Origin of the sequence: Acinetobacter sp. AG3 (assembly GCF_022343575.1) — a bacterium.
Classification (GTDB): Bacteria; Pseudomonadota; Gammaproteobacteria; order Pseudomonadales; family Moraxellaceae; genus Acinetobacter; species Acinetobacter guillouiae.
The window spans coordinates 1,785,233-1,808,902 of the sequence record NZ_JAKQZD010000001.1 but is presented as its reverse complement, the minus strand read 5'-3'; the positions used below and the strand labels follow the sequence as shown (position 1 = coordinate 1,808,902).

26 protein-coding genes are annotated in these 23,670 nt (G+C 38.2%); 12 read left to right on the top strand and 14 right to left on the bottom strand.

From position 1 onward, the window contains the following. Window positions 1-29: 29 nt before the first annotated feature. From L3V46_RS08325 to L3V46_RS08285, 9 genes are all read right to left on the bottom strand, one after another. Window positions 30-1,922 (bottom strand): M48 family metalloprotease, encoded by a 1,893-nt coding sequence (locus L3V46_RS08325; protein ID WP_239045418.1) that lies wholly within the window; start codon window positions 1,920-1,922, stop codon window positions 30-32. A gap of 85 nt (window positions 1,923-2,007) precedes the next feature. After that, window positions 2,008-3,552, bottom strand: coding sequence for an amidophosphoribosyltransferase (purF, locus tag L3V46_RS08320; protein ID WP_004719445.1), 1,545 nt, complete (start codon window positions 3,550-3,552; stop codon window positions 2,008-2,010). 24 nt (window positions 3,553-3,576) lie between these two features. Beyond that, entirely contained in the window at window positions 3,577-4,170 is a 594-nt protein-coding gene (locus tag L3V46_RS08315) for a CvpA family protein (protein ID WP_004719444.1), read from the bottom strand. 3 nt (window positions 4,171-4,173) lie between these two features. Then, complete coding sequence (locus L3V46_RS08310) at window positions 4,174-5,178, bottom strand: quinone-dependent dihydroorotate dehydrogenase (RefSeq protein WP_004719442.1); 1,005 nt, start codon at window positions 5,176-5,178, stop codon at window positions 4,174-4,176. 89 nt (window positions 5,179-5,267) lie between these two features. Next, complete coding sequence (gene gspM / locus L3V46_RS08305) at window positions 5,268-5,747, bottom strand: type II secretion system protein GspM (RefSeq protein ID WP_239045417.1); 480 nt, start codon at window positions 5,745-5,747, stop codon at window positions 5,268-5,270. Continuing rightward, on the bottom strand, window positions 5,747-6,889 hold the full coding sequence (gene gspL, locus L3V46_RS08300; RefSeq protein WP_239045416.1) for a type II secretion system protein GspL: 1,143 nt from the start codon (window positions 6,887-6,889) through the stop codon (window positions 5,747-5,749). The genes gspM and gspL overlap by 1 nt, the downstream gene beginning before the upstream one ends. Before the next feature lie 38 nt (window positions 6,890-6,927). Beyond that, window positions 6,928-7,383 carry a phosphoglycerate mutase family protein gene (locus tag L3V46_RS08295; protein WP_239045415.1) on the bottom strand — a complete coding sequence of 152 codons (456 nt, stop codon included), beginning with the start codon at window positions 7,381-7,383 and terminating at the stop codon, window positions 6,928-6,930. 91 nt (window positions 7,384-7,474) lie between these two features. Continuing rightward, the gene (locus L3V46_RS08290; RefSeq protein WP_034616890.1) at window positions 7,475-8,548 is read right to left on the bottom strand and encodes an NAD(P)H-dependent glycerol-3-phosphate dehydrogenase; all 1,074 of its coding nucleotides are present in this window, start codon (window positions 8,546-8,548) and stop codon (window positions 7,475-7,477) included. A 74-nt stretch (window positions 8,549-8,622) separates the two neighbouring features. Continuing rightward, window positions 8,623-9,198 carry a nitroreductase family protein gene (locus tag L3V46_RS08285; RefSeq protein WP_035371016.1) on the bottom strand — a complete coding sequence of 192 codons (576 nt, stop codon included), beginning with the start codon at window positions 9,196-9,198 and terminating at the stop codon, window positions 8,623-8,625. A 324-nt stretch (window positions 9,199-9,522) separates the two neighbouring features. Between L3V46_RS08285 and L3V46_RS08280 the strand changes: the two genes are divergently transcribed. Further along, window positions 9,523-9,903, top strand: a complete 381-nt coding sequence (locus L3V46_RS08280) for a hypothetical protein (RefSeq protein ID WP_004719430.1) — start codon at window positions 9,523-9,525, stop codon at window positions 9,901-9,903. Between the two features lie 92 nt (window positions 9,904-9,995). On the opposite strand, the gene rhlB is transcribed toward L3V46_RS08280, so the two are convergent. Continuing rightward, a complete protein-coding gene (gene rhlB / locus L3V46_RS08275) occupies window positions 9,996-11,147 on the bottom strand; it encodes an ATP-dependent RNA helicase RhlB (RefSeq protein WP_004719428.1) in 1,152 nt (383 codons plus the stop codon). Window positions 11,148-11,253: 106 nt separating this feature from the next. Beyond that, window positions 11,254-11,466 (bottom strand): cold-shock protein, encoded by a 213-nt coding sequence (locus tag L3V46_RS08270; protein WP_004822370.1) that lies wholly within the window; start codon window positions 11,464-11,466, stop codon window positions 11,254-11,256. 382 nt (window positions 11,467-11,848) lie between these two features. Here L3V46_RS08270 and L3V46_RS08265 point away from each other — a divergent pair, with 382 nt between their 5' ends. The 8 genes from L3V46_RS08265 (at window position 11,849) to L3V46_RS08230 (ending at window position 17,065) form a co-directional block, all read left to right on the top strand. Further along, window positions 11,849-12,088, top strand: coding sequence for a sulfurtransferase TusA family protein (locus L3V46_RS08265; RefSeq protein WP_239045414.1), 240 nt, complete (start codon window positions 11,849-11,851; stop codon window positions 12,086-12,088). Window positions 12,089-12,226: 138 nt separating this feature from the next. Further along, entirely contained in the window at window positions 12,227-13,096 is an 870-nt protein-coding gene (gene rpoH / locus L3V46_RS08260) for an RNA polymerase sigma factor RpoH (protein WP_004719424.1), read from the top strand. A gap of 176 nt (window positions 13,097-13,272) precedes the next feature. Further along, window positions 13,273-13,638 carry a DUF423 domain-containing protein gene (locus L3V46_RS08255; protein WP_004719421.1) on the top strand — a complete coding sequence of 122 codons (366 nt, stop codon included), beginning with the start codon at window positions 13,273-13,275 and terminating at the stop codon, window positions 13,636-13,638. A 50-nt stretch (window positions 13,639-13,688) separates the two neighbouring features. After that, window positions 13,689-13,886, top strand: a complete 198-nt coding sequence (gene thiS, locus L3V46_RS08250) for a sulfur carrier protein ThiS (protein WP_004719420.1) — start codon at window positions 13,689-13,691, stop codon at window positions 13,884-13,886. 14 nt (window positions 13,887-13,900) lie between these two features. Then, on the top strand, window positions 13,901-14,701 hold the full coding sequence (locus tag L3V46_RS08245; protein ID WP_004719418.1) for a thiazole synthase: 801 nt from the start codon (window positions 13,901-13,903) through the stop codon (window positions 14,699-14,701). Window positions 14,702-14,778: 77 nt separating this feature from the next. Continuing rightward, window positions 14,779-15,459, top strand: coding sequence for a hypothetical protein (locus L3V46_RS08240; protein WP_239045413.1), 681 nt, complete (start codon window positions 14,779-14,781; stop codon window positions 15,457-15,459). Then, window positions 15,459-16,163, top strand: a complete 705-nt coding sequence (locus L3V46_RS08235) for a hypothetical protein (protein WP_239045412.1) — start codon at window positions 15,459-15,461, stop codon at window positions 16,161-16,163. Before L3V46_RS08240 ends, L3V46_RS08235 begins: the two co-directional genes overlap by 1 nt. 194 nt (window positions 16,164-16,357) lie before the next feature. Continuing rightward, a complete protein-coding gene (locus tag L3V46_RS08230; protein WP_343212684.1) occupies window positions 16,358-17,065 on the top strand; it encodes a hypothetical protein in 708 nt (235 codons plus the stop codon). A 108-nt stretch (window positions 17,066-17,173) separates the two neighbouring features. Here L3V46_RS08230 and L3V46_RS08225 read toward each other — a convergent pair whose 3' ends face one another. The 3 genes from L3V46_RS08225 to L3V46_RS08215 form a co-directional block, all read right to left on the bottom strand. Then, window positions 17,174-17,488: a putative quinol monooxygenase gene (locus L3V46_RS08225; protein ID WP_239045410.1), complete on the bottom strand. Its 315-nt coding sequence runs from the start codon at window positions 17,486-17,488 to the stop codon at window positions 17,174-17,176. 49 nt (window positions 17,489-17,537) lie between these two features. Further along, entirely contained in the window at window positions 17,538-18,119 is a 582-nt protein-coding gene (locus tag L3V46_RS08220) for an NAD(P)H-dependent oxidoreductase (protein ID WP_239045409.1), read from the bottom strand. 200 nt (window positions 18,120-18,319) lie between these two features. After that, window positions 18,320-18,931, bottom strand: a complete 612-nt coding sequence (locus L3V46_RS08215; RefSeq protein ID WP_004719407.1) for a glutathione binding-like protein — start codon at window positions 18,929-18,931, stop codon at window positions 18,320-18,322. Between the two features lie 214 nt (window positions 18,932-19,145). Here L3V46_RS08215 and L3V46_RS08210 point away from each other — a divergent pair, with 214 nt between their 5' ends. From L3V46_RS08210 to L3V46_RS08200, 3 genes are all read left to right on the top strand, one after another. Next, entirely contained in the window at window positions 19,146-20,597 is a 1,452-nt protein-coding gene (locus tag L3V46_RS08210; protein ID WP_239045408.1) for a SulP family inorganic anion transporter, read from the top strand. A 446-nt stretch (window positions 20,598-21,043) separates the two neighbouring features. Next, window positions 21,044-21,736 carry a response regulator transcription factor gene (locus tag L3V46_RS08205; RefSeq protein ID WP_096735528.1) on the top strand — a complete coding sequence of 231 codons (693 nt, stop codon included), beginning with the start codon at window positions 21,044-21,046 and terminating at the stop codon, window positions 21,734-21,736. Beyond that, a complete protein-coding gene (locus L3V46_RS08200) occupies window positions 21,682-23,622 on the top strand; it encodes an ATP-binding protein (RefSeq protein WP_343212636.1) in 1,941 nt (646 codons plus the stop codon). Before L3V46_RS08205 ends, L3V46_RS08200 begins: the two co-directional genes overlap by 55 nt. Window positions 23,623-23,670 lie beyond the last annotated feature (48 nt).

The following is a 23,670-nucleotide window of genomic DNA, read 5'->3' as shown; positions in this document are numbered from 1 at the left end:
GGCTTTATCTACAACTCACTTTACCCTTATTAAATAATCATCACACTGTTCTTTTTCTGCATTTGATCTACGATATCGTCTGTGGCAAAGCCAAGTCGCCAATACAGCAATTGCAGTACATCTAATTCATCTTGGGTAATAATTCGATCATTCCACAAACAAATTTCAGCCACACCCAAAATACTGAGGCGATCACGTAATAATAACCCTGCAATATCATTTAAGATTTCACCCAAATCAATAGGTTCATCTGAGATTTCTTCAAACAGTTCTAACTCATCCTTAGACAAAACCCGTTCTAAAATCTCATAACGCACATCAAGCTGATTGGCACTGTTAATTTGCTGTACGTGCAGCAAGGCATCGATCAAGCGCACAATTTGTGGTTTAACCGTTTCCAAGGATGACGGTGTATGCATTGGCAACAAATGCAATTCAGCCTTTACACGCTCAATCAGCAATGCATCCAACAAACCAATCTCGCCATCTTCTTGAATAATTTTCGCTAGCTTGGTGACGAATTGACGCGCACTGGTCGCAGGCATATTACCAAGGTTTTCACAGGCATCATGGAAAATTTGAATATGTACCCGACCATCTAAATTTAAAAGTGAGTCAATAATGGCACGACTTACCTCCGCATCAGACGGAATAAACTCGCGATACTGTCGAATCATTAAGATGGCGACCATCACCTCACGAGAACCCGTTGCCGTTTGCATAGCGCGCTGAATCAAGTCAGAACGCTCAATTTGACGGCGTACTTCTGGATTTAAAGGTTTAATTGCATCGTTTAAAGCAAAACTAATAGGTGATAAGCGTAATAAAGGTAAAGGCTGCGGAGATACCCACGGGTTATAAACATCCCCTGTTGATTCTTCCAAAGGACGCAACAAACTAAATAAAGGCTGACTGCGTAATTTTTTTAAATTTTCTAGCTGTAGATCCTGTAACAGTGTCGGATTTAACTCATAAATACGGTCTTCAATACTTGGATGGATATTTAACCAACTTTGCGGACTTAAGGAATTGGCAAAACACATATGCGCAATAGCTTCAGAAAACTCACTATGAATTTGAGAACCTGCGTGATGCACATAGATACGTAATAAGGTTTGTACATTGGCATTATTGAGCAATAATTTTTTAGTTTTATAATCGTTATAAAAAGTACGACCACCCAAAGTAAAATATTTAATCAAACGATTAATTAAAATCCCCATACTGCCGAGCAGCCAAATCACCCCGCCAACTGCGACAAAGCTGGTTTCAAATTTATGCTGATTTCCCTTGGCGTTATAACGATTAAAGCCCTGCTTTGCGATTTTGCTTCCCAACTGGCTAAAGGTAATTAAACCACTATATAAAATTTTAAGTCGGGTATTTTCGCGTGCTTCACCGGATAGAATTTGATTGAACTCATGCCCCAATAAACCATAAAGCTCTAATTCATCCAGATTCTGTAATGCACCCCAGGTCAGAATAATCACCGTATCTCTTGGATGAAACCCAGCAGTTAAAGCATTGACTCCGACTTCATCTGGCAATACATACAATGTAGGTGCATCAATCTCAAAAGTCTCTGCAAATCTATCTGCAAGCTTTAATGCTACACTTTCTTCTGGAGTGCTTTCAATTTGACTTAAACGACGAGCTTTTAATTGCTTTGCAAGTGAGTGACCACCTGTACGGAACACATAAAATTCATATGCGATTGACCAACCAATGATGACGATGATCAAACCAACACAGTAAGGGCTGAGAATATTCCACCAGATCTCTTGATCTGGGTCCACATAGTGAACCAGCAATCCTAAAACAGTATTTAGAATAAAAATGGTCAAAATGACCGCAAGTAAGCAAATACTTGCAGACCACAACATATTCTTGTTTTTTATCAAATAATGACTGACATCTTTCAATGTAAAATTCCTCATTACATTGCAAAATACTATAAATGAAAAAAGCGGGAACTTCCCGCTTTTTCTCAATGTAAATCAAAGTTGCTTACATTTCTTCTTTGATACCGCTTAAATCCACAGATGCTGCATCGATATTGACATCAATATAACCATCTTTTTCTTTTTTCGCAGTATCACTACGACTTTGCTCAAGATCAGTTAAATATTGCTCATCAATATCACCTGTGACATAAACACCGTCAAATACTGAACAATCAAAATCCTGAATAACAGGTACTTTACTGGTTCTTACTGCCGCTTTTAAATCATCCAAGTCTTGGAAGATTAAACGATCAGCACCAATAATCTCCTGAATTTCTTCAACACTACGATGTGAAGCAATCAACTCTGCTTTTGCTGGCATATCAATACCATACACATTTGGATATTTCACCATCGGTGCAGCAGAGGCAAAATAGACTTTTTTCGCACCCGCATCACGTGCCATTTGAATGATTTCATTACAAGTGGTACCACGTACAATCGAATCATCAACCAACAAAACGTTCTTGCCTTTAAACTCAAGCTCTACAGGGTTGAGTTTTTGACGAACAGATTTGGTACGTTGTTGCTGACCCGGCATGATAAAGGTACGACCGATATAACGGTTTTTCATGAAACCTTCACGGAATTTCACACCCAACATATTCGCCAGCTCTAAAGCAGAAGTACGACTTGTATCTGGAATTGGAATCACCACGTCGATGTCATGCATATCCCCCCATTCACGAAGAATTTTCTTCGCAAGGGTTTCACCCATTTTCAAACGTGCTTTATATACCGAAATACCATCGATGGTTGCATCTGGACGCGCAAAATAGACATATTCAAAAATACATGGGCGGTAACGCGAATTTGCCGCACACTGTTGTGAAAAGAACTCACCTTTTGAATTGATAAAGATCGCTTCACCAGGCTCAATATCACGTTCTACTTTAAAACCTAACGCGGTTATCGCAACAGATTCAGAAGCGATAATATATTCTGTTTCACCATTTTCAGTTAAACGCGAACCATAGATCAGTGGACGAATACCATTCGGATCACGAAAACCTACGATACCATGCCCTGTGATCATTGCAACGACGCCATAAGCACCTTTACAACGCTCATGCACACGTTTAACTGTATGAAAAATATCTTCAGGCATTGGCGTTAATGATGCACATTTTTGCAATTCATGAGCAAAAACGTTCAGCAATACTTCTGAGTCTGAGTCCGTATTCATATGACGTAAGTCAGTTTTGAATAAGTCATCGTGAATATCAGCCGCATTGGTTAAGTTACCATTATGCGCCAATGTAATCCCATAAGGTGAGTTTACATAGAAAGGCTGCGCTTCTGCACTACTTGAAGAACCAGCAGTTGGATAACGCACGTGACCAATACCATAGTTACCGAGTAATGCGCGCATGTGGCGAGTATGAAATACATCACGTACCATACCATTATCTTTTCTTAGAAAAAGACGTCCATTATGACAAGTCACAATCCCAGCCGCATCTTGCCCACGATGTTGTAACATCGTCAACGCATCAAATAACATTTGGTTTACAGGTGCTTTACCTGCTATACCAACGACTCCACACATAACTACCTCGCAGACCAGCTAGGACTAATAAAACGGATTCTTTGTCGAATGTGCTGATTTTTCATCGCTTTGAGTATCCGATGATCGATCAGCCTTAGTTACAGAAGTATCATCGGAACGATCTTCTGAATGTATATGATGTAATGCTTCATTTGCAGCATCTTTAGAGATTTCAGATGCCAAAGGTGCAAATGGTAACAGCGTCTGAATGAATTTGGATTGTTTCCACGTTGGAGAACTTTCAACCCACGGCCCTAAACCTTGCATAGTAATGAGGACGATGAACAAACCTTTCAAGGTCCCTAAAGCACTTCCAGCTAAACGATTTAACGGACCGAGTTTTAAAGTTTTTAAAATCTGATTGAGTAAGGCTGTGACAATCCATGTTAAAACAATAATCACCAAGACAATAAAAGCAAATGCAGCAATTTTCTGCACCACAGGATCCTGACTGAGTGCAGACATTGAAGGTGCGATGATATTGGCATATTTAGCACCGACAATCAGTGCAAAAATCCATCCTATCAAGTTCGCAAAGGCTTTCACGAATCCTTGTCGCAAACCGTTTAGCCCTCCAATGAGCAATAGAATCAGAATAATAATGTCTAAGGTATTCATATTTTAAATCATAGCGTCAACACAGTCTTTAATGAGTGTAGGACCTGTATAGATCATACCACTATAAATTTGGACTAAGCTTGCACCGGCTTGTTGTTTTGCAACAGCTTGTTCACCAGATAAAATTCCACCAACACCAATCAAAGGAATTTTACCTTGTAAAATTTTTGAAAAAGCCGCCAAACATGCCGTACTCTTTTCAAATACTGGCGCACCTGATAAACCACCCGCTTCATCACCAAATGGCAAACCTTCAACCCCCTCACGGGATAATGTTGTATTGGTCACGATCAATCCATCAATTTTAAACTGCAACAATTGTGATGCAATAAATTCGATATCTGAAGCTTCTAGATCTGGTGCAACTTTCAACACTAACGGAACATAGTGCTGCAATTCTTCTGCCAACTCTAACTGACGTTTTTTGAGTGTTTCCAAAAGTTCAGTGAGCGCATGGCCACTTTGTAAAGAACGTAAATTCTTGGTGTTTGGAGATGAGATATTAACAGTAATATAAGATGCGTAGTTATAAACTTTTTCAAGACAAACTAAATAATCAGAAACTGCATCTTCAACTGGTGTTGTGGCATTTTTACCAATATTGATACCAAGAATGCCTTTAAATTTTGCGGCTTTAACATTCTCAACCAATTGATCCACACCATCATTATTAAAGCCCATACGGTTAATAATTGCTTTGGCTTGGGGAATACGGAAAAGGCGTGGCTTGGGATTGCCCTCTTGTGGCTTAGGCGTAATGGTTCCAATTTCAATAAAACCAAATCCTAAACCCGCTAAGGCATCGATATAAGCGCCATTTTTATCCAGTCCTGCTGCTAAACCAACTGGATTCGGAAACTCAATTCCCATGCAAGTGACTGGTTTGGCAGCAACAGTTTGACGAATCGCCCCCATTTTATGGGCAGATTTAAGCATGGATAATGTGAGTTCATGTGCACGCTCTGGTGCTAAAGAAAACAACAAAGGGCGAGCAAGTGAATACATCATAGCTACAAAAGTCTACTGCTTTTTAAGTTGCCATATTATAGGCACAGTATGTTGAAAAGGCTATGCTTGAACTGTGTTTATTTTCACTACTACTGTACCGTCGCTGTTAATTTAATCTGCCCACCTTCTTTGGCTAACTCCATCTTTTCCAAACTCACACCCATTTGAGCAATTTGGGTTAAAAAGTTAGCTAAAACGGCATAGTTTTGATGTTGTGCAATAATCTGAAATTGCTCACCCACTTGCTGCGAGGCAACCGAAAGTCCTTGTTGTTGAGCCACACGCTGAATTTTATCCGCAGTGGTTAATGCCAAATCATCTGCGGGCTTCATGGCCACCACATTACTTTGCATCCACACCACAAGATCTTTCATCTGATTTAAACGTGCTTGTTGTTTTTCGGCAGCTTTATGGGTGTACCACAACGCCGCCCCCACAATTGCCACAATGACAAAAATCGTAGTAAAAATAACCATGACACGTTCACGTGGAGATATTTTTTCTAAATTCTCTGCGATTTTCTCAGACCATATATCCAGTCGATTTTGCACATTTTCCATTGTTTTCATTATTGTATCTTCACCAAACCAACGACAGATGCGCCTTGCGTCTGAACATTGCCTAATTCTGCTTTAAAGCCCTGTTGATTCAGTTGCGTCACCAAGGTCTGCAAGCCTTCAGCATTTTTCGCCACCAGATCCATATTTAACACAGCTGTATCATAATTCACACGACTGGCAATGATCTGATGTTGCATTAAAATTGGCCCCACACGACTGAGTAATTGTAAAGCTTGGGTATTTGCACTCTGACTCAGTGCCAATTTATTTTTAAACTGACGTTCTACAGACTCTTCTGTAATCCGCTGCTCATTTGGAAACCATTTTTTGTACTGATCCACTGCAATCAAAGCAGTTTGATCTGCAACTTTCTTCAGCTTAATCCAACGCAAAGCATCGTAACTCAATTGCGCAATAATCAAAACAACCACCAAAACTGCACAGGCTTGCCAATAACGAGAAACGCCTTGATTGGCTTGCTTGGCTTTTGGCAATACATTATAAGGATGTAGTTTCGGTTTTTTGATTTCACTAAATTGATAATCAAAAGGCTCACGCTGATCTGCTGTCGCAATGGCAAATAAGCTGACCGCTTGCTCATCTGTCAATCCGCTATATAAATAGCTTTTCTCTCGATCAGCGAAATCCAAATATACATTCAGATCATCAATCGAATTACCAAGGAACTCGCCTTCTCGAACCAATAACTGTCCGTTGACATTGGCCAAAATCGTCTGTCCGACTTCTGGTACAGGCAGCATCAAAAAGTCAGGTAATAAAGAGACAATTTTTAACGAAATCAATGACAAGGAATGCTGCATTGTGGTGACAGCATATTGATGAATCCCCAATATTGAAACCTGATCGGGTTGTTGAAAGTGTGAAAACACTTTCATCTGATCAATCGGCAAAATCACATATTCTTCTAATAAATATTTGACACCATCTACACCCAATTGTTTATATTGAGTTTTACTGAATTTCTGTTGAAGAATTTGCACTTCACGACTTGGGAAGAAAACCACAGCTTCTTCACCTTGGTAAAGTTTAATATCTTGTATTAATTGTTCTAGGCTCGAAGATTTAGTCCAATCACTTCCTCGAGACCACTGCCAAACCCCATTGGCTTCAGGCATCCATAAGTACAACATTTATCGTTTTCTGCCGTTAAGTTCTTTTAACAATGCTTTTATACAGTTGGAATAAAGGCTTTATCTTGTGTAGATAGACCATTTGCAATCACAGTTTGCTCATAGATACGAGCTTCTGCCAAGGCAAAAGGATTAAAATATTCATGTGTCAGTTGTTCTGCAATATGTGCCACAACATTCATATGACATACCACCACAATACGTTCAAATGGCAATTGTGACAACCATTCGATTGCTAATTTTGCATCATCATCTGGCTTTATTTTGTCACAGACCAATACAGATATATTCGGGAAGTACGTCTGTATGTGCGCCAATGTTTCTTGTGCTCTTAATAAAGTGCTGACAACAAATACATCCGGCTGCACGATTTCTTTTAAAAAATTAGCCGTTTGTTGTGCTTGTAAATGCCCACGTTGTGTTAAAGGCCGTTTACTGTCCACCCCATTGACGGGTGGAGCTGCTTCACCATGACGCACCAAAGTCAGTTGCATAAGATTTCCTTTTTAATACTGCACTGATTATAACGAGGCTTTGTTACAAATCCATCTCTAAAGTTTTGAATATTGTGCCAACAACACACGATTAAACTTCGTTATGCGGAAGCACAAACTCTACATCACTACGATGCCCATTCTTCATCAAAGAAACGGCAATATTCAGTGGTGGCGCACCTTCAAAAATAACTTCATACAATGCAGTGGTAATTGGCATATAGACATCCAACTCCTTTGCACGTGCATTGACTTGTACAATGGTGTTGATCCCTTCAGCGGTTTGTCCCAATTCAGAGGTTGCTTGTTCCAGTGTCTTTCCAGAACCCAAGGCAAAACCAACTTGATAATTTCGGCTCAACGGGCTGTTACAGGTTGCGAAAAGATCACCCACACCAGACAAACCTAAGAACGTTAAAGGATTTGCCCCCAACTTAACTGCAAAGCGACTCATTTCAGCCAAGGCACGGGTTAAAATCATACTCTTGGTATTTTCCCCAACTTTATAAGCAGCGGCCATTCCCATTGCAACAGCATAAATATTTTTAAGTGCCCCACCCAATTCGACACCATGTACATCATCACTGCCAAATACTCGAAACAAGGCACTATGCAGTGCTTGTTGTACGGCATAACGTACTAATTCACTATCACTGGCAATTACGGTACCTGCTGGTTGTCCTGCAACAATTTCTTTGGCTAAATTAGGTCCTGAAAGAACACCATAAGGAACTTCAGGAAGCTCTTCACGAATGATGTCACTCATAAAGCTAAAGGTTTTTGCTTCAATCCCTTTGGTTAATGAAACAACGGCTTGTGCACTAATAAAGGGTTTAATTTGACGTAGAACATCACGAAAAGAATGGCTTGGAATTGCCACCAGAATAATATCGCGATCACGCACTGCATCTTCTAAATTTGACTCAGCACGTAAACCCGCCTCCAATTGAAAATCAGGTAAATAGCGTTTATTGACATGAGTCGCATTAATTTCAGCTGCGATATTTTCATCGCGAATCCAAATCATGGTGTCACAACCATTACGTACTGCTGTATTTGCCATTGCAGTACCGAAACTACCACCACCCAGTACAGTCACACGCAACGCTGTTTTCTGACCCAATACAATAGGTTCAACTAAATCTTTAAATTGTAAATCCGACATTTATTGTTATCCTAAAATGCTTATCCTAATAACCCAATGATTTTTCGACCTGAAAATATCAACAACTTTTTGACTCAAGCTTGCCAAAAATGAACATATTGTGTTGTTTCAATCTCTGCACGCGGGGCAATCGCTTTTGCCGCTGTACCAACATAAATAATGCCTGAAATTAAATCTCGTTCAGCTAAACCCAGTGCTGATTTTAATAATTTAGATTCGACCACAGCCCCACTCCGCCACATAGTTGCGAAACCTTGTGCCTGCATCGACAATAAAAAGTTTTCAATTGCAGCCCCTGAACTCAGCGTTTGTTCAAAAAAAGGCACTTTAGGGTGATCCTGAAATTTAGTCACAGCAAGCACTAAAATAGGCGCTCTAAAAGGATGAAGTTTTACCCGTTCAACTTGGGCTGGATCTAATTCACCTAAGTCAGCAATAGATTGTGCCAGTAATGCACCAAATGCTTCACGTTGCTCAACATCCACGACAATAAATTGTGTGGGTTTTAAACGATGATGATCAGGTGCTGTTAAAGCGGCTTTAAATGCAATATTCAGTTGTGCGTGTGAAGGTGCAGGTTCAACCAAATGACCAATCGATTGACGTTGATGAATATTGTCATGTACTGCTTTGAAGTTTAAATCTGACATTGACCTATCTATTATCTGGTTAATTTCACTTGTTTCAAGATTAGCATAATCTAAAATCATTAAGCTATCTCCGACAAAATTTACTTGGCATCTGTCAATATTACATACAACTTATTGTTAGGTTATCAATGAGCATGATTGCTCGCAAAAAATGCCTTCGATACCCTTTGGCTTCGAAAATAAAGCCAAATCATCAATAAACTTAAAAAAAACTGCAAAATTTATACATGTTTCTCAATATTTAGCCCATATTCTATGCTCAAATTATAACTAATTTAAAAGCAGTATCTTTTTAATTTTTAGTACAGGAATTTGAGAATCAATATGAATAAATTAACAACGATCACTTTACTTGCTAGTTCAGCGTTACTCTTCACTGCATGTGCATCAAATCCAACACAAACTTTAGCGATTCAAAAAGCAGATAACCAGTATGAAGTCACTGGCTTAGGTAAAGACCAAATTACCGCAAAAAATAATGCCATTACTGCAGCAAACAAGGCTTGCGGTAAAAAAGGTGCACCGGTATTAGTGGATGAAAAAACTGAATACCATGGCAGTTTAAAAGGTGTCGTTGATGAACAGACTGGAAAAATGATCACGGCAGCAGCAGGCGTATTAGGTTCAGTAATGGGTAAAAACTACGGTATTGAAAAAGATACTGACTATCAAACAACATTGACCTTTAGCTGTAAAGCAAGTTAATCCGTTTAGCCGTCTAAACTAAAATAGCCAATAAAAAACCCACTTTAAATAAGTGGGTTTTTTAAACACAATTCGATAAAGAAACAAAAAACTTAGCAATAACCATCTAGTCGCGTTAAAGGCAATTTTTGCCCAATCGCTTTCTCAATAGTCGGTAAATTAAATGCATCATCTTCAGACAAGAAACTAATACTTACACCCTGTGTACCTGCACGACCTGTACGACCAATACGATGTACATAATCATCTGACTGTTCAGGTAAAGTGAAATTCACCACATGAGATACGCCATCAACATGAATACCACGGCCAGCAACATCCGTTGCGATCATAATATTATGCTGACCATTTTTAAATTGATCTAACATTTTCAAACGTTTATCTTGCGCTATTTCACCTGATAGCATCACCACCTTATAACCATCTGCTTTTAAATGATCATAAAGTTTACGTACTTGATCACGGCGATTGGCAAAGATCATCACTTTTTCAATGGGTTCATCTGCCAAAATTTCGCGCAATAAGCGATATTTATCTTTCTTTTCGACCACATATACACGTTGTTCAACATCAGCGTTGGTTTTCTTTTCTGGTTCGATTTCGACTGTAACTGGCTCACATAACCATTGTTGGGCAAGATTGAGAACATCATAGCTAAATGTTGCCGAGAACATTAAGGTTTGACGTTGCTCTTTACGTGGCGAAAAACGCACAATCCGTTTAACTGATGGGATAAAGCCCATGTCTAATAAACGGTCAGCTTCATCAATCACCAAAAATTCAATTTGATCTAACCAAACTTCTTTTTGTTCTGTGAAATCAATTAAACGACCAGGAGTTGCCACTAAAATATCAACAAAACCTTGATCCAGTTGTTTTCTTTGCTTATCAAAATCAACGCCGCCAACCAAAGTCACGACATTTAGATTGGTATATTTGACTAAATCTTTTGCATCATTTTCAATTTGAATTGCAAGTTCACGTGTTGGCGCAAGAATCAATGCACGTGGTTCACCACGGAAACGTTGTTCTTTAATTGGGTTTGTGAGCAAATCATTAATAATACTGACTAAAAATGCCGCTGTTTTACCTGTGCCGGTTTGAGCACGACCAATTGCATCATGACCTGCTAAAGTATATTTCAATACTTTTTGCTGAATTGGGGTCATTTCTTTAAACCCTAAAGCATCAATCGCTTGTTTAAGTTGCGGATGTAAATTAAGGGTTTCGAAACCTGATGACATAAATACGAGCTCTAACTGTAGACACTTTTAATTGCGCCCATTATAAACAAAAAACGCCCCAATTTATAAGAAATTGGAGCGCCACTTAAATTTTAAAAATTTAAGATTAGTCTAAAGGCTGAACTTCTTCAGCTTGAAAACCTTTTTGACCTTGCACAACACTGAATTCAACGCGTTGACCGTCACGAAGTGAACGATGACCGTCACCTTGAATAGCACGGAAATGAACGAATACGTCATCACCGCCTGCGCGTTGGATAAAGCCGAAGCCTTTAGTGTCGTTGAACCATTTAACTACGCCTTGTTCACGAGCTGTCATAAGTTAATCCTCAGTTATTAAGAAAAAGGGACCACCCGGTGTTGCAAACAGCAGAGCAAACAAAGTTTTAAAATATTTTCTAATTTCAAAGCTTGTAATCATTCTGTAAAACTATTAACAAAATCCCGGTTACATCCATCTTGTAATAGGGTTTCAAAACAAGAATTGTTTCTGATAAATCCTAAATACGCAACGAGCTTAACATGGGTTTATGACAATTAATAGAATTTTTTTTGATAATTATTTTCGATATCAAGCGTGTTTTTTAAACAGCTTCACGATTATTTTTTATTTGTTGAAGAATATTCCAATTTTTGTTGGGGTGTTTCAATAAACTTGGTAAAATATGTGTTCCATAACCCTGTTGTTACCTTGCCAAAAAATGAATGAACCTTTAGGTCAGACAGCGATTGAAATAAATTGTATGGGTAAACCCTGTCCAATGCCTCTATTAATGTTAAAGCGTGAATTAAAAAGAGCATTGCCTCATCAAATATTTCTTTTAATGTCCTCTGATCCGCACAGTGAAATTGATATTAAGCGTTATTGCGAGATCAACAAGATTTCTTGCCAATTGACTAAACGATCAGAGCATGAATTTCATTACTTAATTGAATCTTAATTATTTTCAATTCAAATTATTTTTTGCAAATTTGCATATATTTTTACATTTCGATACCCAAATTTCCTTACTTATGTACAATATTCGAATTAAGATGAATGCATTAGCTATACAACGAAATTCCTATAAGGAGAACCCATGAGTGACAGCAGCAATCAGTTGATGCCCCTGTCCTTATCTGCACCAGGTGTTAACTTAGGTGCTTATATCAGCACCGTAAATCAGATTCCAATCTTGACAGCTGAACAAGAAAAAGAGTTAGCTGATCGCTATTTTTACGATCAAGATTTAGATGCTGCGAAAATGTTAGTGATGTCTCACTTACGTTTTGTGGTGCATATTGCGCGCAGTTATGCGGGCTATGGTTTGCCACAAGGTGATTTAATTCAAGAAGGTAATCTCGGTTTAATGAAAGCAGTTAAACGCTTTGACCCAAATATGGGCGTGCGTTTGGTGTCTTTTGCTGTGCACTGGATTAAGGCTGAAATTCATGAATATGTGATTCGCAATTGGCGTATTGTCAAAATTGCGACCACCAAAGCGCAACGTAAATTGTTTTTTAATTTACGTAGCCTAAAAAAATCAAGTAAAAAACTTACACTTGAAGAAGCACAATCAATTGCCAACGACTTAAATGTAACAGCAGAACAAGTCTTGGAAATGGAAGGTCGTTTAACCGCTTATGATGCGGCTTTTGAAGCTCAAGGTGATGACGATGACGAAGGTTCAACTCATGTTGCACCAGCGCTTTATCTCGAAGATAACCGCTATGACCCAGCTCGTTTAGTCGAAGAAGAAGATTACGAAGAACAAAGTACTTCAGCTTTGCATAACGCTATGGAACAATTGGATGATCGCTCACGCAACATCTTACAGCGCCGTTGGTTAGATGATGATAAATCGACCTTGCATGAACTGGCTGCAGAGTACAATGTCTCTGCTGAGCGTATTCGTCAGTTAGAAAAAAATGCCATGGACAAAATCAAAGTTGCCATGTCATCCAACTAAATCTTCAAAACTGTCTGCATACCAGACCAATAATTTATATTTTCAATAAAAGGGCGACATGCCCTTTTATTTTGCCTGATATTTTTGTCAAATCTTTATTCTTAATAGATTTTGCCTTTAATCCCGCTTCGAAATTGTGTTAATGTTATGCGCAAATTTATGCAGATGACTGGCTTATGTGGATTGCAATTTCAGCACTGAATTTAGCGCTTGCAGTAATCTTAGGTGCCTTTGGCGCACATGGTTTAAAAGCTCACGCAACTGAAGCTCAGTTGGCATGGTGGCAAACAGCAACTGATTATTTTTTCTACCACGCACTGGGCCTATTGGCACTGGCTATTCTCAGTAAAGTCATCCCTCAACTTCCAATCAAAGCCAGCTTCTTACTCATCCAAATTGGTATTTTATTTTTCTGCGGTTCGCTTTATGTCATGGCACTGGGTTTACCACGAGGTTTAGGTGCAATTACACCCATTGGTGGAGCACTGATGATTGCAGGTTGGCTGGTCCTTGCATGGAATGCATTGAAATACGCTAAATAAAATTATTTTGATTTTAGACATCACAATTTGCGCAATCGAATGGAATGTATATGCAAATTTTCTTAAATGGTGAGCCTCAAGAAACCGCTTGCCAAAATCTTTTACAACTGGTTCAGGAACTTTCACTCGAAGGTAAACGCTTTGCCGTAGAAATGAATGAAATGATCATTTCCAAAAGTAAACTTGAACTTACCCCTATTGCTGAAAAAGACCGTATTGAAATCATTCACGCTGTCGGTGGCGGCTAATTTGGAGCTCTCCCATGCTAGATTTTCCTACTGAAAACTCCCCTCTTATTATCGGTTCTCGTACTTTTCAATCTCGTCTTCTCGTGGGTACGGGTAAATACAAAGACATGCAAGAAACTGATTTAGCAATTCAAGCCAGTGGCGCTGAAATTGTGACAGTAGCGATTCGCCGAGTAAACATTGGGCAAAATCCAGATCAGCCCAACTTACTGTCAATCCTTCCACCTGAAAAATACACCATCTTACCGAACACAGCGGGTTGTTTTGACGCCAATAGCGCAGTACGTACCTGTATGCTTGCACGTGAACTTTTAGATGGCCATAACCTGGTCAAATTGGAAGTATTAGGTGATGAGAAAACCCTTTATCCAAATGTAACAGCGACACTTGATGCTGCTCGCACATTGATTGAAGATGGTTTTGAAGTGATGGTGTATACATCGGATGACCCTATTGTGGCTCAAGAACTTGAAAGCATGGGTTGTGTTGCGATCATGCCTTTAGGTAGCTTAATTGGTTCTGGCCTAGGCATTTTAAATCCGCATACTATTTCAATTATTAAAGAAAATGCCAAAGTGCCAGTTTTGGTTGATGCTGGTGTAGGTACTGCAAGCGATGCCGCAATTGCAATGGAATTAGGTTGCGATGGCGTATTGATGAATACCGCGATTGCCGCTGCACATCATCCAATTTTAATGGCGTCAGCAATGAAAAAAGCGGTTGAAGCTGGACGTGAAGCCTATTTGGCGGGTCGTATGCCACGTAAACGAATGGCAAATGCGAGTTCACCAGAAACAGGTTATTTCTTTAAATAATCGTTTGAATTGCCTAAAAGGATTTTCCGAAGTCCTTTTAGGCTCAAAATATCTTGATAAATTCATTGAGAAAGATCATGAATAAAATAATAAATACCGCCCTGCTCCTGAGCGCTTATTCATCGCTAAGCTTTGCAAATCAGCCTTCTACCTCATTACAAAAATTTGTCCCAAACAATTGGGAAATTCTTGCTCAAGCAGAAGGTGATTTGAATCAAGATGGTAAAAAGGATATTGCCCTCATCATCCAACCTAAAAATGAAAATCAGCACAATCGAAAGCTTTTAGTGCTTTTTCAAAAAGGTCAACAATTACAACTTAAGCTAAGTCGACAAATTCCTAACTGGACCTATCGTTCAGAAGAACTCTGTATCGAAGATGCTCTAGATGACTCCTCATTGACGATAAAAAATCAACGCTTAGATGTGTTATTCAATACCATGTCATCCTGTAGCAATACGTATGGCTTGATATATACCTATGGGTTTAAACTAAAGAACAATCAATTCCATCTCATTGGATTTGATGTTTATGATTTAGATAAAATTAGTGGCAAACTAAAAGAAACCAGCCTTAACTTTCTAAGCAACAAAGCCAAAGTGACCACAACGCCAAATATCTTTGCACAAGTTGAAACGCCATCCAAAATTGTTTGGAAAACACTGAGAACTTCGACAAGCTATACTTTGGAGAATATTCCTTGGGATAGTGAAGAATTGATTCATAACTTTAGCGTTCAATTTATTGGAGAAAAATAATGAAAAACAAAACTGAATTAATTTTATTTTGTGCATTAACAACATGCTCAACTTTGATTTGGGCAGACACCAACCCCAAAGCTGACTATCAATCATTTATCCCTAAAAACTGGAAAGTGTTGAGTAAAGTACAAGGTGACTTAAATGGTGATAAGCTTACAGATCTTGCTTTAATTATTGAAAATACGGATCCAAAAAATATTGTGACAAATGAGGGATTAGGTAATCCTCAGCTGAATTTAAACAATCGAAAGTTATTAATTTTATTTAAAGCCCCTCAAGGCTATCGTCTTGTTGCAAGTAATTACTCGCTTCCTACTGAGGGAGATAAAGAATCACCTTGTCTTGCTGACCCTCTAAGTGAAGGCGATCCACTCACCATCAAAAATGGATTAGTTAAAATTAATTTACATTATTGGCTCAGTTGTGGTTCATGGTCTGTCTATAACAATGCTTTTACTTTCCGTTATCAAAACCAGTCTTTTAAGCTGATTGGTTACGATACAGATTACTTCCATCGTGCATCTGGTGAAACCAGTGCGAAAAGTATCAATTTTCTAACAGGTAAAATTAAAAACACTACAGGTGGTGGTGAGTTTGAAAATCAGGATCAAGCTAAGCAAGTTTCTTGGTCCAAATTAAAGAACAGTTATTCACTTAAACTTGAGCAGATCAATTTTAAAGACTACGGCGAGTTTGAATAAAACACGTTTCGTATCTACCAACGATTCATAAATATGCCATATTATTCTGAGAATAAAGGTATCGAAGAGGACTCGATATTTGCCATAAAAAATTAGCTAAGACAAGGTAATCAAAAGTGATCGCTTGGAGAGATGCCTAAAAATAGGCGTAAATTTAACAACAAATTTACGATTCAGTGAATTGGAAGAAAACCATAAAAAATAACAATCTATTACTTCTATTTTTTACATTAACAGTCTGCTCAAGCTTAGTTTGGGCAGAAACCGATACTGGAGCTGATGTTCAAGCTTTCATGCCTAAAGATTGGAAAATACTAAGTAAAGTTCAAGGTGACTTAAATGGTGATCAACAAGCAGATATGGTGCTGATTATTGAAAATACGGATCCCGTAAATATTGTTAAAAATAAATTCAATCATAAAAAGCCAGCAAATCTTCAACTTAACCAAAATGAGCGAAAATTATTAGTTCTATTTAAAGACGCTCAAACTTACCGCCTTATCACCAGTAATTCTTCACTCCCTAGAGAAAGCAACAATGAACGCCCTTGCCTTATCGATCCATTGATTGTAGACAATTCACCAATCATCCAGAATGGACAACTTAAGATCACATTAAATTACTCGTTTCGTTGTAATTCATGGGAGGTCTTTAATAATATTTATACTTTCCGCTATCAAAGCCCATCATTCGATCTGATCGGCTATGATTTACATTATTTCGATATACCATCAGGTGACAGTCGAACTGAAAGTACTAATTTTTTAACAGGGAAAATCAAAAATGTCACAAGTACGCAAGAACTTGATCGCAAAAATACACCAAAAATATCCTGGTCAAAATTAAAGAAAGCACCTTTGCTCAAACTTGAGCAAATCAACTTTGGGCGTTATGTTCAATGATAGATGTCTTTATAAATTATTTTTTAAAAACAATAATTCAACATAAAAGAATCCCCCCCCTTAGCCTTCTCCCAAAGCGAGAATGAACCTCATAATAGTGAATTAACTTTAAAATCCATGTTCTAAAATACGGATTTTAACATCAGCAACATGCTCTTTTACTTCAAGTTGATACGCTTGCATATGCTCAGTTTGTAAGTGTGCATTGAGATGCTCAATATTTTCCCATTTTTCAAGCATCACGATCAAATCAGAATCCTTGCTTTGATAACTTACATCAACACCAGCGTCGACCAATAGCTGATAACCATGACAGCCTTGCTCTTGTAATACTGTCGGGGTAATTTTCTTAAATGCTTGGATAATTTTATCTTTGTGTAATCCATTTGGATATGCACGGATTTCAGCGACAATGGTCAACATTTTAGACTCCTTAAATTTTTTAAATGAGATACTCAAAATTCCAGTTTGCTTAAGCAAAAAGCTGCTGTAAATGTTGGCGATATGCCTGTTCATATTGCGCAATTTGTGGTGCTTTAATCACATCATTGACAATAAATGTTTCTAAGCTTTGCATCCCTAAGAATTGATTGGCTTTATGAAAAGGTAAATACACACCATCTACACCAACACCATGGAAAAATTGCTCAGGATCATCAAACGCTTGCAAGGGTGCATTCCAAGTTAACGACAACATATACTTTTTCCCCTGAATCAAACCACCTGAGCCATATTTCTTGGTAGCATCAGAACGGCTACGACCATCGTTGGCATATAAACTGCCATGACCAGCGGTAAAAACATCATCAATATATTTTTTCATGGTCCATGGTGCACCCATCCACCAACCTGGCATTTGATAAATCACAACATCCGCCCAGAGATATTTCTCTACTTCTTCTTGAGCATCGTAATTTGCATCGGTACGTGTCACTTTTACACTGTGTCCCAAATCGCTAAGCACGTCTTCACCCAAACCAGTTAGGGTATCGTTTAATTCACCATTTGAATGTGCAAACTGTTTCGCACCATTTACGATTAAGATATTACTCATTGTTTACCTATGTTTTGCCAATACGCTTGATTTATGGCGCAACTATAGAGCTTATTTTTATCGCAAAAAATGCAAAAATAAGCAAAACATTATTGACTAAAAATCAACAATAAACACCTTTCCCTGTTTCTGTCCATTTCACATTAATCAATTCAATAAAAAAGCACCCGTAGGTGCTTTGTATATCAATTCAAGCATACTTAAGGAATTAAACCTTCATCACGCATTGCAATCTGTACAGATTGACGTTCAGCGACTTTATTGCGTAATGCCACAATATTGGTAAATGGGGTTAGATCATGATGAATTGAATTCGACCAATTTGTCAGTACAAACAAGTAGGCATCAGCAGGACCAAAGCGGTCATTGACCAAATAATCGTATTCAGACTCTGCAAGATAGTCATCTATATATTTCAACATTTTATCTATGGTTGCATAGCCACGTACTTTTTCATCTTCAGTGATCGCTGGGTCAAAGAAGACGGCATATTCATCATGCAACTCTGAGTTTAAATAACCCAACCATTCTAAAACTTTAGCACGTCCCAAACCTGATGGTGGGATCAAATCCTGTTTAGGGTCGTGTTGTGCAATAAAAGGCAGTACTGCAACATTTTCAGTCAAAAGTAAACCTGGATTGATTTCTAATGCGGGTACATAGCCTTTTGGATTGATTTCGTAATAATCTGCGCCCTTTTCTGTTTTATGCGTTTTTAAATCAACACGTTCTAGATCAAAATCAACATTAATTTCGTTGAGTAAAATATGGGCAGCTAAAGAACATGCACCTGGTGAATAATATAATTTCATATCTAATCCTTGTTATATGACTGTTTAAGTTGTAAATGGCTCAGATCACAATTTCAAGTCGTAAAACATAAAATTGCAAAAAGCATAAATTTATAAAATCAGCTATAACTTGAATATTCAACAAAATGAAGACTTTTTCAAGTCAAAGTTAACTGCTTTTTCACTAAGAGATGTTTTAACATACGCATCTTTAAAGAATGATGAAAGGTTTATAGTGATTAGTCTAAAAAAAGCGGAATGGTTTTCCAATATTCGTACAGATGTACTTGCTGGAATGGTCGTAGGCTTGGCACTTATTCCTGAATCAATCGCTTTTTCTGCAATTGCAGGCGTAGATCCACAAGTCGGCCTGTATGCATCATTTTGTATTGCAGTGAGCATTGCTTTCTTCGGTGGGCGTACCGCAATGATTTCCGCAGCCACAGGCGCAATGGCGTTGCTGATGGTTACTCTCGTCAAAGATCATGGTTTACAGTATTTATTTGCCACCACAATTTTGACTGGAATTCTTCAGATTCTTGCTGGCTATTTTAAAGTTGCAAAACTGATGCGCTTTGTTTCACAGTCTGTCGTCTATGGTTTTGTTAATGCGTTGGCTATTCTCATCTTTGTGGCACAGATTCCTGAATTACAACGTATGGATTTGACGGCGTATCTATTTGTCGCCTTTGGCTTAGGGGTGGTTTATCTTTTCCCCTATATTCCCAAAATCGGTCAACTCATTCCCTCGCCTTTGGTGTGCATTATTATATTGAGTTTCGCTGCCTTATTTTTGGGTGCAGATATGCGTACAGTCAGTGATTTAGGAAAATTTCCAGACACTTTACCGCTGTTTTTAATTCCAGACATTCCACTTAACCTCGATACCTTAAAAATTATTTTTCCTTATGCCATCACCTTGGCCACCGTAGGTTTACTCGAAACCATGATGACCACCACGATTGTTAATGAAGTGACCCAAACGGAAGGCGATCGTCATAAAGAATGCCGTGGCCAAGGCATCGCCAATATGGTCAGTGGGTTTATGGGGGGTATGGCAGGCTGTGCCATGATTGGACAATCGATTATCAATGTGTCTTCTGGTGCACGAACTCGCTTATCGACCTTGGTTGCTGGTGTTTTTTTACTGTGTTTAGTGGTCTTTTTAAAAGAATGGCTGTCTTATATTCCAATGGCGGCACTGGTGGCAATTATGATTATGGTGGCTTTTACTACATTCAACTGGGACTCAGTCAAAAACTTTTCAAAACATCCCAAACAAAGCAATAGCGTGATGCTTGCGGTGGTGGTCATTGTACTGATGACGCATAACTTAGCTTTAGGTGTGTTAATTGGTGTACTTTTATCTGCACTTTTCTTGGTCAATAAATTAGAAAATGCAGTGCGTGTCCAATCTCATCTATTGAACAGCACGACCCGTAAATATGAAATTTTTGGGCAAATTTTCTTTAGCAGTTCAGAAAAATTCTTTCAGTTTTTTGATTTTAATGAATCTGTTGATCATGTCATTATCGATTTAACCCATGCCCATATTTGGGATATTACCTCTGTCAGTATGCTCAATCAGGTACAAAACAAGTTTCTGCAAAATAACGTTCAGGTTGAAATTATAGGGATGAATGAAGCAAGTCGTAGCTTGGTTGATCAATTTAGTGCGGTAAAATAAACAGCTTTATTTTTCTTAAGGCAGTGATGATCAGCGTTTAATACAGGTAAAGAACAATAGCCAAAATGGTAATCGCAATGCATTGTATCACTGCCAAATTTCTAAGGAATTTAATCATCGTAAGCTACATCCATTATAAAAATAATCCATTATTCAGCGAATATAACCGATATTTTGCTGTTAAATTGTGATTTTTATCTACTAAAATTTGAATATTTACTTAACTTGTCTCAATAATCTTATCTCAAAAAGTTAACTTGGTCTCAATAAATTGACTTTAGGCATCATTTGATACTTAGTAAGTGCGTTAAAACGCGATTGTAATAAACTGAATATTCATTCCTAATCACTGAATTAAATACTAAAAATACCTATTATCAGGTATAGATTAAGCCATCAATATCTGAAAAACTAAGTCCAATAGACATGGGCGAGTTTTTTACATCATGAACAATGAGTTAAGTTTACCTGTTCCAGTCATCATCGTAGAAGATGAGCCGCTTATACAAAAAAGACTGACTGACATATTAATTAATCTAGGGTACTCAATTGCAGATTTACGTTTTGCCCAAAGTTTAGCTCAAGCCAAAGAACAACTCAGTATACACTCAGCCTCTTTTGCATTGGTTGATTTGGGCTTGCCTGATGGTAATGGAATTGAGTTTATTGAAATTTTAAAAAACTATGATCCAACCATCATGATTTTAGTGATCTCTGCATGGAGCACTGAAGATGCGATCCTCAATGCACTAAGTGCAGGTGCAACAGGCTATGTGCTCAAAGAAAGAGATGACTTAGAAGTTTCTCTTTCGATCAAAAGTGTCTTGCGTGGTGGAGCGCCGATTGATCCATTTATTGCTCAAAAAATTTTAAAACAACTACACTTTAATGAAAAAAATAATTCAAATAAAACTGCACCCTGTCAGAAAGTCACTGATCAGGACAGTGTATTATCCAAAAGAGAATTGGGAATTTTAGAACTGGTTTCTCAAGGTTTAAGCAATAAGGAAATTGCAGATCAACTCAATTTATCCCGTTATACCGTTGAATCTCATATTAAACATATTTATCGGAAACTTGCGGTATGCAACAGAGCCAAAGCCATCGATACAGCACGCAACTTAGGATTACTCGACTAATTCTAAAATTAATCGGGTTGTTCGGTCTTATGCTAAGTTTGACCCAGCATTTTGCTTTTGCTGGTGCAGCCTTAACAGGTCAGTCCAATACAACAGATGCAGCCTGCCACTTTCAAATCCAAAGCATACAAGTTGCTCAAGCGCTTGCAAATCTTGAACAGGTTCCCCAACAGGGATGGAAAACAGTCACCTTGCCAGATGACTGGGAAACGCGCTGGAATAACTACACAGGCACTGCTTGGTATAAAATCAAATGGCAATATCAGTGCGATCAGGAAAATCAACCTGTCGCCTTGCTGATTGAACGAATCAATATTGCAGGAGCTGTCTATAGCAATAATGAACTGTTATGGAAAGACAAATCCTTAGTAGAGCCATTGTCAAGAAGTTGGAATATGCCAAGGTATTGGGTACTTCCTGCTACATCTATTCAAAACCAACAAAATGAAATTTTAGTCCGTGTTGTAGGGGTTGCATCACAACATTCAGGCCTAGGAAAAATTAAATTTGGTCAGGCCGAAGATATCGCCAATCAACAGGATCAGTTGGTTTTTGAACGGCGAACTTTATTTTTTATCAATATTATTATTACCTTTGTGGTGGGAACTACAGGTTTTACCATATGGCTATTTCGACGCCAAGAAAAAGCCTTTGGGTGGTTTGGTTTAACTTCATTTTTATGGGTATTGTTTGCCTATAATATTATTTCGACCATTCCTCTTCCTTTTACCGACAGTATCTTAACAGCACGTCTAAATCTGGTATTTTTAGTCGGATATACCTATTGCCTCTGTTTATTTGCTTGGCGTTTTGCCAATCGCCATTATCCGTATTTAGAACGTTTACTTTTATTGACCTCTATAATCGCGATTGCAGCATTGCTATTGACACCGATCAATTATCTAGAACCTAGCTTATCCTCTGTCTTTTTCTATTCTGGCATGGTATTTATTTTTAACTGCTTGTTTTTTCAGTGGATTGCTTTTAAACGTAGAAAGATGGACATTCTCCTGCTTGCGTTTATTTTCCTCATCTATTTACTTATTATTGTTCATGATTTTTATAGCATGATCCATCATCTGGATCAGACGCTCTATTGGACGCCATTGGCTGCACCAATTACCAGCTTAGCGATTTCGTTTATCTTGGCTTATCGTATTTCGCAGAATGTTGGACGTATTGAAAAATTTAATCAGACGCTTGAAGAAACTATTGAAAAAGTCACGTTTGACTTAGAACAATCTTTAGATAAAAAGTACCAACTTGAAATCGATAATATGCGGTTGCAAGAGCGTCTAAACCTGTCCCATGAATTACATGATGGACTAGGTGGTTCAATTGTTCGCTCGATGATTATACTGGATCACAGTGAACATATTGAAAAACAACAAGTGATCTCTATGTTTAAACTGTTAAGAAATGACTTACGCCAAGTGATTGACTCAGGAAGCAGTGCTGGGGCAAAAATACCTGAAAGTCCAGTGATGTGGGTTGCGCCATTGCGTCATCGTTTTATACAAATTTTCGAAGAAATGGAAATTGAATCGACTTGGATTTTTGCAGAAAAATGGAAACATAAACCGCTTGCATTGATTTGTTTAACCTTTTCTCGTGTCGCAGAAGAAGCCTTAACCAATATTGTAAAACATAGCCATGCAACTGATGTCGAAGTTTCGTTGGTTGAAGATGAACGACAACAACTCGTGTTAACCATTCAAGACAATGGCATTGGCTTTGAAGTTGATCAGGTTCAAGCTGGTTTGCATGTGGGTTTGCAGAGTATGCAAGTGCGAGTAAAAAGAATTGGAGGTAGTTTTGAAATCCATTCTCAGCAGGGTTTTACCGTGATCCGAGCCATAGTACCGTTGAAAGATAAAACCGAATGATTTAGATGAATGAAATAGTATTTCGACCAATATCATTCGCTTGATCTA